The following is an 18,369-nucleotide window of genomic DNA, read 5'->3' on the forward strand; positions in this document are numbered from 1 at the left end:
CATTATAAATTTTGAATTAAAGAATTTACACAAGCTACAGCTATTGGTGTTCCACCTTTAGGACCTTCAACAATAATATTTGGAATATTTGAATTTCTTAAAGCTTCTTTTGAATCTGCAGCACCTACAAAACCAACAGGAACTCCAACAATTGCTTTAAGATTCATTTGACCTTTTTCATATAAATCCATAGCTTCAAAAACAGCAGTTGGAGCATTACCAGAAACAACAATTCCTTCAAAATCATTTTGAGCAGCATACCTCATAGCTGCTGCAGCTCTGGTAATCTGATTCTCTTTAGCTATTTTTTTAACTTCTTCATTTTTAATAAAACATTCAACATTTCCCTCATATTGAGTTATACCATATTTAACCATGTTAATATCAGTTAAAATTGTTTCTTTATTTCTTAAAGAAGCCATAGCTGCTTCAACAAAATCAGCACTCATATGTACAAGTTCAGCATATTCTGGATCCGCAGTAGAGTGAACAATACGTTCAACAATATCTCTTTCAGCAGGAGCCAAATCTTTAATGTCATCACCAATAAGACTACGAATAATTTCCCTACTTTTAGTAGCTATATCATAACCTTGTTTAGTTGATGCACCCATAAACATCTGATTTTTCATAATATAATATATATTGTTAGGATATTTATAATTTATAAAAATAGACATATTGTTAAAAAAAAGTTTTTATTGTTTAATAATACCAAATAACATCAAATTATCTAATTTCACCAATAAACAGACCTTCTCATAAATTTATCATAATGATTATTTTAAATACTTTGTTTTATAAGATTATTTTCACTTTAAAATATTTAATTAACTGTTATTTTTTATATAACTTATTTAAAATTGCAATATAATTAAATGAAAAGTTTTAAATACATTTTAACGAATATAAAGTATTACAAAAATTTTTTAAGAAAGTGATAATTATGGTTGTTCAACATCTGGATAAAATTCTTAAAGGTATTGCTAAAGAAGATGCATTTAGTTTAATCAATAAAATACCTTTAGAAATGCTTAATATTACTCCAGACCAATTACAAACAAAAACTATTATATGTAACCCAACAGAATTGTTAGAAATAAATCCTAAATTATACCATGCAGATTTTATCATGGAATTAGATCATGTAATTTTAATAACAGAATTTCAATCAACTTACATAGACCTACATGATAAACGACAATTTAGATTATATACAGCACTTAAAGACAAAGATCGTACAAATAACAAGCCAATGTATTTGATTGTTTTTAGCACTGTAGAAAAAACTAAAATAATAGATTATAAAATCAATGATACCTGCAGCTTCAAAATATTAGTAATCTCTCTAAAAAATCATGATGCTGAGGAAGCTATAAATATTATTGAAACTAAAATAAAAAACAACCAAAAAATAAACCAAACCGAATTAATAAACCTTGCATTATCACCATTAATGAGTTTTGAAGGCACAATAGAAGAACAGCTAGAAAAAACTGTGAAAACACTAAATAAACTAATAAATTCAATAAATCGTAGCTCAGAATTTGTATTTGGCATAACTTGGCTATTAATAGATAAATTTATTGAAAATGAAAACACACGAAAAAGATTATGCAACTTATTAAGTGATAATATGAGATTAATAGAAGAATTTGGTCAATCCAAATTTGAAGATGGAATGGAAAAAGGAATAGAGAAAGGAATAAGAAAAGGAAAAAAGGAGGGAAAAGCAGAAGGTAAAATGGAAGGAATAATAGAAGGTATGATAAAAGGAGAAAAAAGAGGAGAAGAAAAAGGAATAATAAAAGGAGAAAAAAGAGGAATAAAAAAAGGTAAAGAACAATCACAAATAGAAATAGCTAAAGAATTACTAAAAGCAAATATTCCAATAAACACCATCTCACACGCAACCAAGATACCCAAAAACCAATTAAAAACACTATACGGGAAATAAGTGATAATATGAATGACATATTATACGAAGACCAAAGATTTAAAGAAGGATTTAGAATAGGATATAAAAAAGGATTCTACGAAGGATTCCAAAAAGGAATAACAGAAGGTGAAAAAGAAGGAATAATAACTGGTGCAGAACAGGGAAGGGAACAAAAAAGTATTAAAATAGCTAAAACATTGATAAAAGAAGAAAAAATGAATTTATATGACATATCTTATGTAACTGATGTTGGAATAGAGACATTAAGCGAAATAAAAGAATCATTGAAAAAATGATTCACTTTTTTATTTTTTTAGATGCAGATAATCCTGCTAAATAACCTGTAGAAAATGCAATTTTAAGATTATATCCTCCAGTAGGACCAACAGGTTCTAAGATCTCACCAGCAAAATATAAATCTTCCATTATAGTGGATTCCATAGTTTTAGGATTAACATTATCAATAGCTATTCCTCCTAAAGTAACATGACTTAAATCCTTATTAAATCCAATGATTTCAAATTTAAAATTTTTTAAGGATTCCACTAGTTTATTTTTTTGTTTTTTATTAATTCTACTTAATTGAGTTTCACCATCAATTCCAGCTTCTTCTAAAAAGAAGGGAATAAAATTATTAGTTAAAAAGTACTTTAAATAGTTTTTAATATATGTTTTTCCTTTATCCTGGAAATCATTAGTGAATTTAAATCTAAGTTCATCCTGATTAAAATTAGGACATAAATCAATAGCTAATGATTCATTTAATTTTACATCAGCATCTTTTAAAATATTATAATCAGCATTTCTTGAAATTTCCGTACTTATATTTAGAATTCCTGGTCCAGTTAATCCAACATGACTTATTAATACATCTCCAGAAATTTTAAAGTGTTTATATTTTATAATAACCTCATATAACGTAATCCCTGCTATATCAGATAAATCTTTTTTAGTTACTAACGGAACCAGAGCATATTTAATATTAGTAAGAGGATTATCTGTTAATAAATAACCATCTCCAGTAGAACCAGTTTTTGAAAATGTAGCTCCACCAGTAGCAATTATTACTTTTTTAGCTATTATATCATTATTTATTATAAAATTTCCATCTTTTTTAATATCTGAAACATTATAATTATATTTTATAGTTATATCACTTAAATAATCTTTTAAGATATTTAATACATCCAAAGATTTTTCAGTTTCTGGAAATATTCGATTATTATCTTCAGTTATAAAATCAAGGCCTTTATTCCTAAATAAGTCCAGTAGCATTTCATTTGTAAAAGTGTAAAAAGAGTGTTTTAAAAAGTTTTTATCATGAAAAGAATTTAATAGCTTTTTAATTGGTTTTCCATTAGTTATATTGCATCTTCCACCACCAGTTATAAGAAGTTTTTTTCCTAATGATGAATTTTTTTCAAGCAATACAACATTTAAATCACTGGAAATAGCTATTGCAGCCATTATTCCAGCAGGACCTCCACCAATTATAGCTATATCAAATTCTTCCATATTAATCAGATTTTTTTAAGGAGTTAATCTATGTCTGTCTCTTGGGAAGAGAACTGTTTCACGAATGTTTTCAACTCCAGTAAGTACCATAGCTAACCTATCAGCACCTACACCCCAACCTGCATGAGGTGGCATTCCATATTCGAAAGCTTTTAAGTAACTACCAAATGAAGCTACATTTAATCCTTTTTCTTCTATTTGTTTTACTAAAACATCGTATTGATGAACACGAGTAGCTCCAGAGGATAATTCTAAGTTATTATACATTAAATCAAAAGCTTGAGCTTTAGTAGGATCTTTAGAATTAGGCATTACATAAAATGGTTTAATTTCAGAAGGCCATTCAGTTAAGAAGTAGAATCCTCCCATTGCATCACCTAATGCTTTTTCTCCTGCACGGGATAAATCTTCACCCCAACTCATTTCAACATCTCTAGAATTTACAATATCTACTGCTTCATCATAAGTTACAACAGGGAAAGGTCCATCAGGAATAGGCATTTCATGTTCTAATATGTTTAATTCTTCTTTACAATCTTCATTAACATCAATAATAACTTGTTCAATCATATTATTGAGTATTTTCATGACATCAACATCATCCATGAAAGAAGCTTCTGCATCTATAGAAACAGCTTCATTTAAATGTCTTAAAGTATCATGTTCTTCAGCTCTGAAAATTTGACCTATTTCAAATACTTTATCCATTCCACTAGACATCATCATTTGTTTATATAATTGTGGAGATTGACCTAAGAATGCTTCTTTTTCGAAATATGTTATTGGGAAAAGCTCTGTTCCTCCTTCAGTAGCAGAAGCTACAAGTTTTGGAGTGTTAATTTCCATGAATCCATTTTCATAGAAGAAATCCCTTACAGTATGGAACATCCTATTTTTAATTTTGAAAATAGCACTAACATTTTCTCTTCTTAAATCAATGAATCTAGAATCAAGCCTGGTATCAATTTCAGCTTTAACTTTATCAGTAGGATCCATTGGAAGTGGTTGATTAGCTAAGTTTAAAAGATTAATTTCTTTAGGAATAATTTCAACACCATTAGGTGCTTTAGGTGCTTCTTGAACAGTACCTTTAATAGCTACAACAGACTCTTTCCTAAGTTTTCTAAGATCTTCAAGCATTTCTGCATCTACTTTTTTACTAGGTGCGGTAATTTGTACTCTACCTTCCCTGTCTCTAATAATAACAAAGATGATTCCACCTAAATCACGGATTTCATGTACCCAACCCATGACGACAACATCTTGTCCAGTTAATTCAGGAGTAACATTTTTAGTATAATTTGTTCTTCTCCATTCATTTAATAAACCTTGCATTAGTTCACCTCTAGGTTTTTTAAAAAAAATAATTATAATAAAATTAAATTTTCATTATATTAATAAATTTAAGTTTTATATTTAATAAAGATATGTTAATTTCCCAATGTTTTAAATATTTTATAAATAACTATTATTAAATAAGAAAAAACTAACCTACAATAAATTATGGAGCCAATTAAAATGTTAATTGATTTTGTTGATAAAGAAAGCCCCTTTCAAGTTGAAAAACCGGTTAGTTTTGATTATTTCAAAGGAAGGCAAAAAATTATCAAAAAATACTAAGATATTTAAATAAAGCAACAAAAGGAGATGCCCAACACTATTTTATAACTGGGAAAAAGGTATGGGTAAAACTTCATTGGCAAAATATGTTCAGAAATTAGTTTCAGATAAAATGCTTGGAGTATATATCTCTAACAAAGGAAATGAATCTCTGGAAAAACTAGCTACAGATATTATTGAAGGATTAGTTAATTACATCCCCGAAAATTCCATCAAACATAAAATTAAAAAAATATTTGGAGATTCTATTGAAAGTCTAGAATTTAAAGGAACAAAAGTTAACTTTAAACTAAATGATTACGCAACTAAAGATTTTGTAAATGATTTTTCACATTATTTATACGAAACATATTTAGAATTAAATACAGATAAAGGGATTTTTCTAATAATTGATGATATTAATGGTTTATCTGATTCAAAGGAGTTTGTTAATTGGTATAAACGATTTGCAGATACTATTGAAATGAGAAATTACAATATTCCAATCTATATATTAATAGCAGGATATCCTGAGAAATTTCAAAACCTCGTAAACCATGATGAATCATTTGCAAGAATTTTTCATTATGATGACATTGATTATTTAAGCGAAAATGAAATTACTGATTTTTTTAAAGATACTTTTAATAGTGTAAATATGAACTGTGATGAAGATGCATTGTCTTTTATGACTACATTTTCAAGAGGAATTCCTTTAATGATGCAAGAAATTGGAGACACAGTATTCTGGGAAACAGAAGGATTTAATGTTAATATTAATTATGCTAAAGATGGAATCATAGAAGCAGGACGTTTAATAGGTAGACAAATAAAACCTGTGTTAGATAGAACTATACGTAGCGAAAAATATGAAAATATTTTAATGAAACTTGGAAAATACAGTGCAGATTCTTTTAAAAAAAGTAATTTTGAAAAATATCTCACTTCTGATGAAAAAAAAGTTTTTTCAGATTTTCTTAAGAGAGCTACACAATTAAATATCTTAGAATCCATTGGAAAATACAAAAGCGGAGAATATCGTTTCAGCAATAGACTGTATTTAGTTTATTTTATGATTTTAAATTTTGAAAATGATATTTCAAATTAAATACCATTATATTTTCTTTTTTTAAAAGTAACATAGCTTTTATTTATTATTAAATATAATATTAAACCATTAAATGACTTAATGTGTGATTAAATGAAAAGTGATAATATTAAAAAAGGAATTCAAAGAGCTCCACATAGGTCCCTACTTAGAGCATGTGGTCTTAAAGATGATGATTTTAATAAACCTTTTATTGGAATAGCTAATAGTTTTACAGAAATCGTTCCTGGACATATTCATCTTAGAGAACTTGTTGAATTTGTAAAAGAAGGAATAATTGCTGCAGGAGGCATTCCATTTGAATTTAACACTATGGCTATTTGTGATGGAATCAGTATGAATCATGAAGGAATGAAGTATTCCCTTCCTTCAAGAGAAATTATAGCAGCTACTGTTGAAAGTATGGCAAAAGGTCACAGTTTTGACGGTTTAGTTTTAATGCCTAGTTGTGATAAAGTAGTTCCAGGTATGATTATGGGAGCAACCAGAGTAAATATACCTACAATTGTAGTTACTGGAGGTCCTATGGCTGCTGGACATTATAAAGGTAAAAATGCTGATTTAATCACTGTATTTGAAGCTGTTGGTCAGGAGTCTGCAGGAAAAATATCTGAAGATGAAGTTTATGAGATAGAAAAATGTGCTTGTCCAGGAGCAGGTAGTTGTTCTGGATTATTTACTGCTAATACAATGGCCTGTGTAACAGAAACATTAGGATTATCCTTACCATTTTGTGCTACAACACATGCTTTAGATAAAGCTAATGAAGAAATGGCTTATAATTCAGGAAAACAAATCATTAAATTAGTGGAAATGGATTTAAAACCATCTGATATTTTAACTCAAGAAGCATTTAATAATGCAATCACTATTGATATGGCTCTTGGCGGGTCCAGTAACACTGCACTCCACATTCCAGCAATAGCTAATGAAGTTAAAGATGTTGATGTTACTCTTGATTTATTTGACAAAATTAGTAGAGTAGTACCACATATCTGTCTAATTTCACCAGCAGGTAGCGACACAATGATGGATTTACATAAAGCTGGAGGAATTCCAGGAGTATTAAAAACACTTGGAGATAAAATTAATACTTCCACTATTACAGTTACTGGAAAAACATTAAAAGAAAACATTGCAGATGTTGAAGTTACAAATACTGATGTTATTCATCCATTAGACAATCCTATACATGCAGATGGTGGAATAGCTATATTAAAAGGAAATCTTGCACCTAACGGATCAGTTGTTAAAAAAGGTGCAGTTTCACCAGATTTAATGCATCTTAAAGGTCCTGCAAAAGTATTTGATAGTGAAGAGGAAGTTACCCAAGCTATATTTGATCATAAAGTAAAAGAAGGAGACATTTTAGTAATCAGATATGAAGGTCCTAAAGGAGGTCCTGGAATGAGAGAAATGTTAAATCCTACTTCTGCACTTGCAGGTATGGAAATCAAAGATGTTGGACTTGTTACGGATGGAAGATTCTCCGGAGGGACAAGAGGACCATGTATTGGACATGTTTCACCAGAAGCTATGTCTGATGGACCAATTGGTGCTATTGAAGATGGAGACATAATAGAAATTGATATTGAAAACAGATTTATAAATGTGGAATTATCTGATGAAGAAATAGCAAATAGATTAGCTAATAGAAAAAATCCACAAAGAGATGTTGATGGATGGTTATCATTATACAGTAAACTTGTTCAATCAGCAGATACTGGTGCTATATTGAGGTAATTTAGATGGAACTTTTAAGATATGAAGATATTGATTTATCTCAAACAGTTAAAAGGTCAGAAGAAGATGTAAACAATGTTTTAGATACTGTATCTGATATTTTAAAAAATGTTAGAGATAATAAAGATCAAGCACTAAAAGATTATACTCAAAAATTTGATAAAGTAGAAATAGATACTCTTAAAGTTAGTGATGAAGAAATCAAGGAAGCTTATGAAACTATAGATGATAATTTATTAGAAGCTCTTAAAAAAGCAGCTGAAAATATTAAAAAATTCCATGAAAAAGAAATTCCTGAAGAATGGAAAATTGAAGTTAAAAAAGGAATTACAGCTGGACAGATTGTAAGACCACTAAACAGTGTTGGTTGTTATATTCCCGGAGGAAGAGCAGTTTATCCATCTACAATTTTAATGACTGTGATTCCTGCAAAAATAGCTGGAGTTAAAAAAATCGTGTGTTGTTCACCACCACAAAAAGATGGTAAAATAGGCAATGCAATTCTAGTAGCTGCTAATTTAGCTGGAGCAGATGAAATATACAAAGTAGGAGGAGCTCAAGCTATAGGAGCTATGGCTTATGGTAGTGAAAGTGTTCCTAAAGTCGAAAAAATTGTAGGTCCTGGAAACATTTTCGTGACAGCTGCTAAAAAATTAGTATTTGGACAAGTAGACATAGAATTCCCTGCAGGTCCTTCAGAAGTTTTAATACTTGCAGATTCATCAGCAAATGCAGAATATATTGCAACAGACATATTATCACAAGCAGAACACGACCCTAAAGCATCCTGTTTTTTTGTAACTGATGATGAAGCATTAGCTAATGAAGTATTGGAATTTGTAGATAAAAAAACTAAAGATGCGCCAAGAAAAGAAATTATCTTAGAAGCATTATCTAATAGTGGAAAAATCATTCTTACTAAAAACTTTGAAGATGCAATACATGTTACTAATGAATATGCTCCAGAACACTTAGTTATCATGACTAACGATGATGAAAATGTATTAAGTCAAATAAATAATGCTGGATCAATATTTTTAGGTAAATATTCTCCAGTAGCATGTGGAGATTATGGATCTGGAACCAACCATGTACTTCCAACTGGTGGAGGTGCTAAAATGTACTCAGGATTATCTACAGAATCCTTCATTAAAAAACCAACTGTTCAAAAAATCACACAAGAAGGTTTAGAAAACATAGCAAAAACATGTGTTCCAATAGCTGAATATGAAGGATTATATGCACATGTTGACTCAATTAAAACTAGATTAAATAAATAATCTAGTTTACTTTTATTTTTCAAATGCTTACCCAAAAGCATTAATTATAACTAATATAATATAATTAATCATGTCTACTTTAAGTAAGATGAAAGTTTTAACTGACTCTGCTCAGTATGACTTATGTGATTATGTAAACCATCAAAAATCATCACAAGTTAATTTACCTGGAATTTACCATGCTATTGGTCATAATGGATGTGAAATACCATTATTTAAGACTTTACTTACAAACAAATGTAAAAATGATTGTAAATACTGTATTAACCAATCTAAAAGAAATTTTACAAGACTCGAATTAAGTCCCCAAGAACTAGCTAAAGCTTTTATGGTATATTATGATAAAGGTCTTGTAAACGGTCTATTTTTAAGTTCAGGTATTGCAGACAATGAAGATTCTACAATGGAAAAAACAATAGAAACTTGTAAATGTCTTAGAAAAGATTATGGTTATGATGATTATATACATCTAAAAATAGTTCCGGGAGCATCTAAAGATTCTATTAAAAGAGCTATGTCACTAGCTAATAGAGTTAGTATTAACATTGAAGCAGCCACACCAAGTGGTTTAGCTGAATTATCATCTACAAAGGATTATAAGAAAGATATTTTAAAAAGACTACACTGGATAGACAGTCTAGAAAATAGTTCTACTACATATCCAAATTCTACCCATACAACACAATTAATTATTGGTGCAAATAATGAAACAGATAAAGAAATTCTACATAGAATGGATAAAATATACAGAAATTCTAAATTAGAACGTGCATATTACAGTGGATTTACACCAATTGATGGGACTGAATTTGAAAAAAAAGATAACTGCAACAGCCAAAGAGTAGGTAGACTTTACAATGCAGATAGTTTACTTAATGATTACAAATACAAAGTTAAAGAATTAAGTTTTGATAATAATGATAGATTATCACTAGACATTGATCCTAAAATTTCAGCTGCAAATAAAATGAATATTTTTCCTGTAGAAATTAATAGTGCACCATTTATTGATCTTATAAGAGTTCCAGGTATTGGTGTAAAATCAGCTAGAAAAATAATATCTATTAGAAAAAAATATAAATTTACAAAAAAAGAAGAATTAAAAAGATTAGGAATAGCTGTAAATAGAGCTGAAAGATATATTAAATTAGATGGAGAGTATCAACCTAGTTTAGATATCTTCGAATAATTCCCAAATTTCAGGATATTTTTTAGATACTGCTTCATCAACTAAAACTGAAGCTTCTTTACTAATACTAAATTCAGGTTCAGTTTTTCTTAAGTATCTAAATACTGCTGCAGATCTGGAAGACCATAAAGTAATCCTTGGATTTTTATCAACAATTTCTTTAACTTCAGCTACGTTTTCTGAGATTTTTTCTTGTTCTTTTTGATTTTGTATGCTTTCTTCATCACTTTCAACGCTAGATAAGTCTTCGGATGATGTTTCAATATTTTCAGTTTCCTCTTGGTTGACATCCTCATCGCTATCATCTTCCTCATCATTTTCTTCTTGTTGAGTTTCTTCTTTTACAATATCTTCAATATCATCACCTGAAGATTCTTCAGAAGAATTATCATCTACAATATCCTCACTTGAAGACTCTTCAGAAGTATCATCATCTACAATATCTTCATCCAAAGATTCATTATCTTCAGGAATTTCCTCACTAGATTCATCATTTTCAGAAACTTCTTCTACAATTTCCTCATTAGAATCTTCATTTTCAGAAATTTCTTCAACATGTTCTTCACTAGATTTATCTTCTTCATCAATATTTTCTACAATATCTTCATTAGATTCTTCCTGTTTTTCATCTTCATTTAACATTTCTTCCAGAGATACTGCAGAATTACTATCAAAATCTTTATCATAAAAATCAGGGATTAAAGAGTCTAATCCTTTTCCCAAACCTGTTGATTTTTTAGCCATCTACTCGCCCCCATCACGTTCTATAATTTCTTTAGCTAAGTTTAAATAAGCTTTTGTACCAGTACTTTCAGGATCATAAATTAAACAAGGTTTACCATAACTTGGTGCTTCAGCTAACCTAATATTTCTTGGAATCACTGTATTAAATAATAGATTAGTACTTCCAAAATGACTTTTAAGTTCCTTGTAGACATCCTTACTAAGTCTTGTTCTTTTATCATATAATGTTAGAAGAATACCTTTAATAGGAACAGGTGTTCTGAGTCTTTTCTTAACTAAATTAATAGTATTAATCAAATCAGCTACTCCTTCCAATGCATAATATTCAGCTTGAATAGGTATAAGAACACTGTCAGCTGCAACTAATGCATTAACAGTTATAACACCTAAAGAAGGAGGTAAATCAATGAATATATAGTCAAATAAGGGAGGTAACTCCTTAAGAGTTTCTTTTAATATAATATGATAATTTTCTTTTTTGCTTAATTCAACTCCTGCTCCACTTAATGAAATATTACTTGGAATAATAAATAAGTTCTTAATAAAAGTAGGAATTGTTGCCTTTTTAACACTTACATCCCCTACAATCGCGTCATAAATAGTGTTTTCTAATTGTGTTTTATCAATTCCAAAGCTAGTAGTTGCATTAGCCTGAGGATCCATATCAATTACTAAAACCGTTTTACCCATTACAGCTAATGAAGTTGCAGTATTAACCACAGTTGTAGTTTTTCCACAACCACCTTTCTGATTCATTACAGCTATTATTTCACTCATTAATTAACTCTCCTTATAAATGATAAGTTCTAACTTATTAGAAATAAATTTTAAGTTATAAATTAAAAGAAATAACTTTTAACTTTTAAGAAATAAGTTAAAAGAGATAACTTATAGGATATAACTTAAAAGAAATAAGTTTTAACTTTTAATGAATAAGTTATAGGATATAACTTCTAATTAATAACTTATACCTCATAACTTAAAAGAGATAAGTTTTAAGTTAAAAGGTTTAATGTATAAGTTATATTTTATAACTTCTATCTTATAAATTCTACGTTTTAAGAAATAAGTTATAAGTTAGATATGTTAAGTAATAACTTATAAAGAATAAGAAATAAGTTAATAGTTAGAAGTTATTAGTTATATGTTTTTAGTTATAAGTTATAAGTTATAAATAAAATACAATTGAAAAAATTTATAAATCAACAAAACAAATATTACATGAAATTAATTTTGTCTTAAAATAATTTCAATAAAAATGGAGGCTTAAAATACGAAAGTAAAAATAGCTATAATCATATTAGTATTTTTCTTAACATTATCCTCAGTATATGCAATGGATAACGAACAAAATAATAAATATGATACAATTCAAGAAAATGAAATTTCAAATGAAAATAACATAACCCTAGAAGATAACTATATAAATCAAAGTAATATTAATGAAATTAATTTAATGAGTAGTAAAACTAATACACATGTATTAGGTCATGATTATAAACTAAATCACAAAGGATTACCATTTATTGTTACCTTAAAAGATATTTATGGCAATCCATTAAGTTCAGAAACAATTATTTTTACAATACATGGAGTAAGTTATTCCCGTGTATGTCAAGAAGATGGTAGTGCCCGTTTAAATATTAATTTAGAATACGGAACATACCCTATAACTTATACTTATCAAGGAAATACATTTTACAATCCATGTAGTGGATCTGCTACAATTTCAATGATTAATTATAAATTACAACCGTCAATTTCTGGATTTAGATATAAGTAAATATTATGGCGATTCCAACCAATATGTAGTAACTTTAAAAGATAACAATCAAAATCCTATGAAAAATTGTAATATCAACATCAAAATAAACGGAATTACTTATACCAAAACTACAAATGACCATGGTAAAGTTTTTCAAAATATAAACCTTTATTCTGGTAAATATACAGTATCCACCACATATTTAGGTAATAATTACTATTATGGATCAAGTATCACAAATACTATAAATGTTAACCGTAAAGCAACAAGTTTATCAGGTAACGATTTAACAAAATATTACGGAAATCCCGAACCTTACAAAGTTAAACTCGTGGATTATAAAAATAACGTTTTAAACAATAAAGATGTGCAAATTACAATTCATGGTGTAACTTATACAAGAACTACTGATAACAAAGGATATGCTACATTAAACATAAATCTTCAAGAAGGAAAATACATAGCATCTTCAGTCTATAATGGTGATGAATATTACTCAAACTCAAATCATGTTAATAATGTTATTATTATTAAAAAGTCAACTTACTTAATAGCAAATAATTTAAATAAATATTTTGATGAAACAAGTAAATTTAATGTTAAATTAACAGATGGCAATACAGGTATCGCAAATAAAAATCTTATTTTCACAATAAATAATGAAAAATATACAAAAACAACAGATAATAATGGAAATGCATTCATAAATATCAATTCAAACCATATAGGAAAATATAAAATCAGCATAACATTTAATGGTGATGATTACTATAAAAGTTCAAGCATTATAAAAGAAATTAATGTAAATAAACATCCCACCACATTATATGCAAATGATTTAAAATTATTTATTGAAGAAAATAAAACCAAATGTTTTAATATTACCTTAAAAGACAATTGGAATAGAGGACTTAGTAATCAGCTAATCAATATTAATATTAATAACACAAATTATAGTCTAAAAACAGACACACATGGTCAAGTTAGCTTAAAAATAGTTCTAAAACCAGGAACATATAAAATTACTTCCAAATATGATAGTAATGATTATTACATGCCATCAAATAAAATAAATAACATTATAGTTGATAGTAATATTTTCAGATATACAATACTTATTCCAAATTACTTAAATGTAACAAACTTTGGTTGGCTTATAGAAGCAGGTTGGCTTAAATCAGAGTATATAGCCTCAGGAGGGATAACTGGAAATATTAAAATACCTGTTACAAGATTATTAAATATAGTTACAAATACCAAAGAATATCAATATTATACTGGAATGCAAAAATCAAATGGTTATTCAGGATTTGAAGATATTGATTTTAAAACTACTAAAATTATAAAATTAGATAATACCGGATTATCCAATATTACAATAACATCAAATCAAAATAATACAAACATAACATATTATGGATTCTTAAATAATGGGACTAATCAATTTAGCGCAATATACAAACAAAAAGAACAATCAAACATGGCAATTCCAGATTTTGAAGAAAATATAATCGTGATTAATGGTATTAAAAAAATAAGCATAGGATTTAGTAATCCTTGCCAATTAGATGAAACAGGTGTAAGATTTGGCCTCATTAAAAATGATATGGGTCACAATACTGATGTAATGGTACGACCCTATAATAAATTCAATAGATATAACAATTTACAATTTGCTGAAACTAAAGAATACCTTAATTATACAGATAACATGCAAAAAATTGGTAATCTTCCATCAAAAGAAAGTATTATAACAACTTTCAACTTTAAAGATTATCAAGTTCTTAAAAAAGAACATATAAGCTTTGGTAAATACTATGATAGAAAAAATGGATTTGAAGTAATACAATCTTATGCAATAACAAATCAAAAAATAACAAACAACACAATAATCCACTATTTAAATCAAAATAGAAGTTATCCTATTGGCGGAATGAAAGCATCATATGGAACTTTTTTAACAGCATTAAGTACCATTTGGTTAAGTGATTTCTTTGCAGATTTATACTCCCAAAAATATAATGTCACTTGGAATAGAAACTCAAATATTATTGTTATGTGCGGAGTAAATAATAATGAATCAGCATATATTCATTCATTAAATGCCAGTATGAGTATGAATATTAATTCCAACAACCAAACAAATATTATTGGATTTAGATTTGTTAATTCATTAGCATTATCCAAATTAGAAAATATAGCATTAAGTTTGCTGGAAATTCAAGTAACTGTTCTTTAGAGTTATTATGCAACTCCATAATCAATAATAATTTTACAATACTAAAAAACAACGATACATTCAGCATTATGTCTACAGACGGAAGTAATTCATATATTACCATAAACACTACTACTGGATTAGTATATGATATATTATTCAAAGACGATTTTTGTTATAAAGGAGTATATTCTAATAATATATTTACTTGTTTCCATGATAATTTAACAGACAATCTCATTAAAAATCTAAAAAACTGTATCAACAACGTTATGAATGTCATTACAGATTTTGGAGATTTTTTTGAAGGTATAAGAAAAACAAATACAAATGCAACATTCTTTGAAATAATTGATATTAAGGCAGGACTAGAATTAAGTATTGGAACTATATTTTTAGGATGTACATCTATTTTGGAGGCAATAGGATCATCAGTTAGTTTAATGATAGGATATGGTGAATTTACTGTTCAAGTGAGAAATGATTTAAAACCTATGGATACTTGGCAATACTTCAGTTATCATCCATCTCTGATTCAAGATAGAACAAAAACCTTTTGTTTTAAAGACAATAATGGGTATGAAGCATTTATTGAAGTTCCTGTTTTAAGTGATGGTAGATTAGATAGAGATAATGCTATTTATATTAATGGCAAAAATGGAGCAAGAAAAATGGACAGAAATGAAACATATTCCTATTTTAAACATAACCAAATAGATGCATGGGATTATTTAGGATATAATGCTCTTAGATAATGGTGAAAAATATGAAAAATATAGAACTAAAATATCTCAAAATATTATATGCTATACTAATAATTCAATATAGCTACATGATCATAATGAGATTATTTAACATAGATATAAACAATACATATACCAATTTCATATTTCTAATCCCTTTTCTATCAATAATAATATTCGCCATACATTCGAAAATTAAACCATTTAACAAAAAACATCAAAAATATGAGAGGTTATGGATGATTTTAGAATGTTGGTACTGCATAATATTCCAAATAGTATTTTACGGAATACTTTCAAATTAATAGAGTAGAAAATTAATCTCAACTCTATTTTTATTTTTTTAATTTAGAGAGAAATAATACCACTTATATCAACAACAAGAATAAAACAGGAAAAAATATGAAAAATATAGAACTAAAATATCTCAAAATATTATATACTATGCTAATAATTCAATATAGCTACATGATCATAATGAGATTATTTAACATAGATATAAACAATACATATACCAATTTTATACTGATAATCCCCGCCCTATCCGGAATAATAATATTCACCATACATTCGAAAATTAAACCATTTAACAAAAAATATCAAAAATATAAAGAACGATGGTTGCTTTTAGAAGGTTTGTACTGTATAATATTTCAAATAGTATTTTACGGAATACTTTCAAATTAACAGAGTAGAGAATTAATTTTTCACCCTATTTATAATAGAATAATGCCATTTATATCAACAACAATAATAAAGGAATAAAATATGAAAAATATAGAACTAAAATATCTCAAAACATTATATGCTATGCTAATAATCCAATATAGCTACATAATTCTAATGAAATTATTTAACATGAATGTGAATAATTCTATATATACAGGTTTCATACTTTTAATTCCATTATTATCTTTCATAATCTTTATAAAACATCCCAAATTCAAAACATTAAACAAACATCCTAAATATAAAGATCTATGGCTATTTTTAGAAAGTTGTTACATTATATTATCAGGGATATTATTTCCAAAGTAAATTTTAAAAAATGAGTCTGTAAAATTAATTATTTTTAAATTTTTTAAAACTGAAAATTTACAGCTTAATGAAATTTATATTGAAGTTAAACTAAAAAATAGTAAAATAGAATATTACAGAATTAATAGAGTAGAGAATTAATCTCAACTCTATTTACTGTTTGGCATTTCACCAGAGAAGTAGTTCGCATAACCTTTTAAATCTAACATACCATGTCCTGAGAAGTTAATAACAATAGTTTTTTCTTCTCCTGTTTGTCTGCATTTAATAGCTTCATCAATACCTGCTTTAATTGCATGAGTAGTTTCTGGTGCTGGAACTATTCCTTCACATTTAGCAAATTGGATTCCTGCATTAAATACATCTCTTTGATGGGCAGTTCTTGGATTAATATATCCTTCATGTGCAAGTAATGAGATTTGTGGACACATTCCATGGTATCTTAAACCTCCTGCATGTACTGCTGGTGCTACAAAGTCATGTCCTAAGGTATACATTTTAAGAAGTGGAGTGAATCCGTTTGAATCTCCAAAGTCATATTCATATTTACCTTCAGTTAATGTTGGACATGCACTTGGTTCTACTGCAATAAATTCAGTGTCACTGTTTCCATCAAGTTTATCTTTGATAAATGGATATAATGCTCCTGCAAAGTTACTTCCTCCACCAACACAAGCAACCATAGTGTCTGGTTCTTCATTAGCTATTTCTAATTGTGTTTTAAGTTCTTGACCAATAATAGTTTGATGTAACATTACATGGTTTAACACACTACCTAAAGTGTATTTTACATTGTCATTGTTAAGAGCTTCTTCCATTGCTTCTGAAATAGCTATTCCAAGTGATCCTACATGGTCAGGGTTTTTGGCTAATACTTTACGTCCAAATTCTGTGTTTTCACTTGGGGAGGCAAAGACTTCTCCACCATAAATATTCATTATGTTTTTTCTGTCTGGTTTTTGATTAAATGATACTTTAACCATGTATACTGTACATTCCAAGTCAAGTAATGAACAAGCAAGTGATAATGCAGTTCCCCATTGTCCTGCACCTGTTTCTGTTGTTAATCTTTCAATTCCTTCTTTTTTAGCAAAGTATGCTTGTGGAATTGCACTGTTTAATTTATGTGATCCTGTAGGAGAGGTGTCTTCTCTTTTGTAATAGATTTTAGCTGGAGTATTTAATTTTTCTTCAAGGCGTTTAGCTCTAAATAAAGAAGTTGGTCTTCCCATTTGCATGTATAATTCCCTTACTTTTTGTGGAATTTTAATATATCTTTCAGTTGCAAACTCCTGATCTAGTGCTGCTTTTGTAAATGCTTTTTGTAAATCTCCAATTTGATCTTTTCCTTCACTGTTTTTTGGCATTGGAAGTTCACAAGGTAAATCAGCGTTAATATTGTACCATTTTTTTGGCACATCTTCAGATGATAATTCTATTTTATAATTCATATTAATAAATTATATAATGTACTATTTAAAACTTTAG

The 18,369-nt window shown here is 28.0% G+C and carries 15 protein-coding genes; 9 read left to right on the plus strand and 6 right to left on the minus strand.

From position 1 onward, the window contains the following. Window positions 1-2: 2 nt before the first annotated feature. On the minus strand, window positions 3-632 hold the full coding sequence (locus Q0984_RS08260; RefSeq protein ID WP_299526317.1) for a cobalt-precorrin-8 methylmutase: 630 nt from the start codon (window positions 630-632) through the stop codon (window positions 3-5). Window positions 633-946: 314 nt separating this feature from the next. Between Q0984_RS08260 and Q0984_RS08265 the strand changes: the two genes are divergently transcribed. Both Q0984_RS08265 and Q0984_RS08270 read left to right on the plus strand, forming a co-directional pair. Continuing rightward, on the plus strand, window positions 947-1,957 hold the full coding sequence (locus Q0984_RS08265; RefSeq protein ID WP_299526319.1) for a hypothetical protein: 1,011 nt from the start codon (window positions 947-949) through the stop codon (window positions 1,955-1,957). A gap of 8 nt (window positions 1,958-1,965) precedes the next feature. Continuing rightward, window positions 1,966-2,235 (plus strand): hypothetical protein, encoded by a 270-nt coding sequence (locus Q0984_RS08270; RefSeq protein ID WP_299526321.1) that lies wholly within the window; start codon window positions 1,966-1,968, stop codon window positions 2,233-2,235. A gap of 1 nt (window position 2,236) precedes the next feature. On the opposite strand, the gene Q0984_RS08275 is transcribed toward Q0984_RS08270, so the two are convergent. Together Q0984_RS08275 and aspS are read right to left on the minus strand one after the other, a co-directional pair. Further along, complete coding sequence (locus Q0984_RS08275; RefSeq protein WP_299526323.1) at window positions 2,237-3,454, minus strand: aminoacetone oxidase family FAD-binding enzyme; 1,218 nt, start codon at window positions 3,452-3,454, stop codon at window positions 2,237-2,239. A gap of 15 nt (window positions 3,455-3,469) precedes the next feature. Further along, window positions 3,470-4,789 (minus strand): aspartate--tRNA(Asn) ligase, encoded by a 1,320-nt coding sequence (aspS, locus tag Q0984_RS08280; RefSeq protein WP_299526324.1) that lies wholly within the window; start codon window positions 4,787-4,789, stop codon window positions 3,470-3,472. Window positions 4,790-5,135: 346 nt separating this feature from the next. Here aspS and Q0984_RS08285 point away from each other — a divergent pair, with 346 nt between their 5' ends. The 4 genes from Q0984_RS08285 to Q0984_RS08300 all read left to right on the plus strand — a co-directional run bounded on the left by Q0984_RS08285 (window position 5,136) and on the right by Q0984_RS08300 (window position 10,373). Further along, the gene (locus Q0984_RS08285; protein ID WP_299526326.1) at window positions 5,136-6,161 is read left to right on the plus strand and encodes an ATP-binding protein; all 1,026 of its coding nucleotides are present in this window, start codon (window positions 5,136-5,138) and stop codon (window positions 6,159-6,161) included. A 93-nt stretch (window positions 6,162-6,254) separates the two neighbouring features. After that, on the plus strand, window positions 6,255-7,904 hold the full coding sequence (gene ilvD / locus Q0984_RS08290; protein WP_299526329.1) for a dihydroxy-acid dehydratase: 1,650 nt from the start codon (window positions 6,255-6,257) through the stop codon (window positions 7,902-7,904). Window positions 7,905-7,909: 5 nt separating this feature from the next. Beyond that, window positions 7,910-9,184: a histidinol dehydrogenase gene (gene hisD, locus Q0984_RS08295; RefSeq protein ID WP_299526332.1), complete on the plus strand. Its 1,275-nt coding sequence runs from the start codon at window positions 7,910-7,912 to the stop codon at window positions 9,182-9,184. A 70-nt stretch (window positions 9,185-9,254) separates the two neighbouring features. Next, complete coding sequence (locus Q0984_RS08300; protein ID WP_299526335.1) at window positions 9,255-10,373, plus strand: radical SAM protein; 1,119 nt, start codon at window positions 9,255-9,257, stop codon at window positions 10,371-10,373. Here Q0984_RS08300 and Q0984_RS08305 read toward each other — a convergent pair. Together Q0984_RS08305 and Q0984_RS08310 are read right to left on the minus strand one after the other, a co-directional pair. Next, window positions 10,356-11,117: an AAA family ATPase gene (locus Q0984_RS08305; protein ID WP_299526338.1), complete on the minus strand. Its 762-nt coding sequence runs from the start codon at window positions 11,115-11,117 to the stop codon at window positions 10,356-10,358. The two genes, Q0984_RS08300 and Q0984_RS08305, sit on opposite strands and share 18 nt — an antisense overlap. Then, the gene (locus Q0984_RS08310; protein ID WP_299526341.1) at window positions 11,118-11,894 is read right to left on the minus strand and encodes a ParA family protein; all 777 of its coding nucleotides are present in this window, start codon (window positions 11,892-11,894) and stop codon (window positions 11,118-11,120) included. Between the two features lie 559 nt (window positions 11,895-12,453). Between Q0984_RS08310 and Q0984_RS08315 the strand changes: the two genes are divergently transcribed. From Q0984_RS08315 to Q0984_RS08325, 3 genes are all read left to right on the plus strand, one after another. After that, on the plus strand, window positions 12,454-12,900 hold the full coding sequence (locus Q0984_RS08315) for an Ig-like domain-containing protein (protein WP_299526343.1): 447 nt from the start codon (window positions 12,454-12,456) through the stop codon (window positions 12,898-12,900). Window positions 12,901-12,958: 58 nt separating this feature from the next. Continuing rightward, entirely contained in the window at window positions 12,959-15,121 is a 2,163-nt protein-coding gene (locus Q0984_RS08320; RefSeq protein WP_299526346.1) for an Ig-like domain-containing protein, read from the plus strand. A 68-nt stretch (window positions 15,122-15,189) separates the two neighbouring features. Beyond that, window positions 15,190-15,855 (plus strand): hypothetical protein, encoded by a 666-nt coding sequence (locus Q0984_RS08325; RefSeq protein ID WP_299526350.1) that lies wholly within the window; start codon window positions 15,190-15,192, stop codon window positions 15,853-15,855. A gap of 1,175 nt (window positions 15,856-17,030) precedes the next feature. Here the strand turns inward: Q0984_RS08325 and Q0984_RS08330 are convergent. After that, window positions 17,031-18,332 (minus strand): TrpB-like pyridoxal phosphate-dependent enzyme, encoded by a 1,302-nt coding sequence (locus Q0984_RS08330; protein WP_299526353.1) that lies wholly within the window; start codon window positions 18,330-18,332, stop codon window positions 17,031-17,033. Window positions 18,333-18,369 lie beyond the last annotated feature (37 nt).

Origin of the sequence: uncultured Methanobrevibacter sp. (genome assembly GCF_934746965.1) — an archaeon.
Lineage (GTDB): Archaea > Methanobacteriota > Methanobacteria > Methanobacteriales > Methanobacteriaceae > Methanocatella.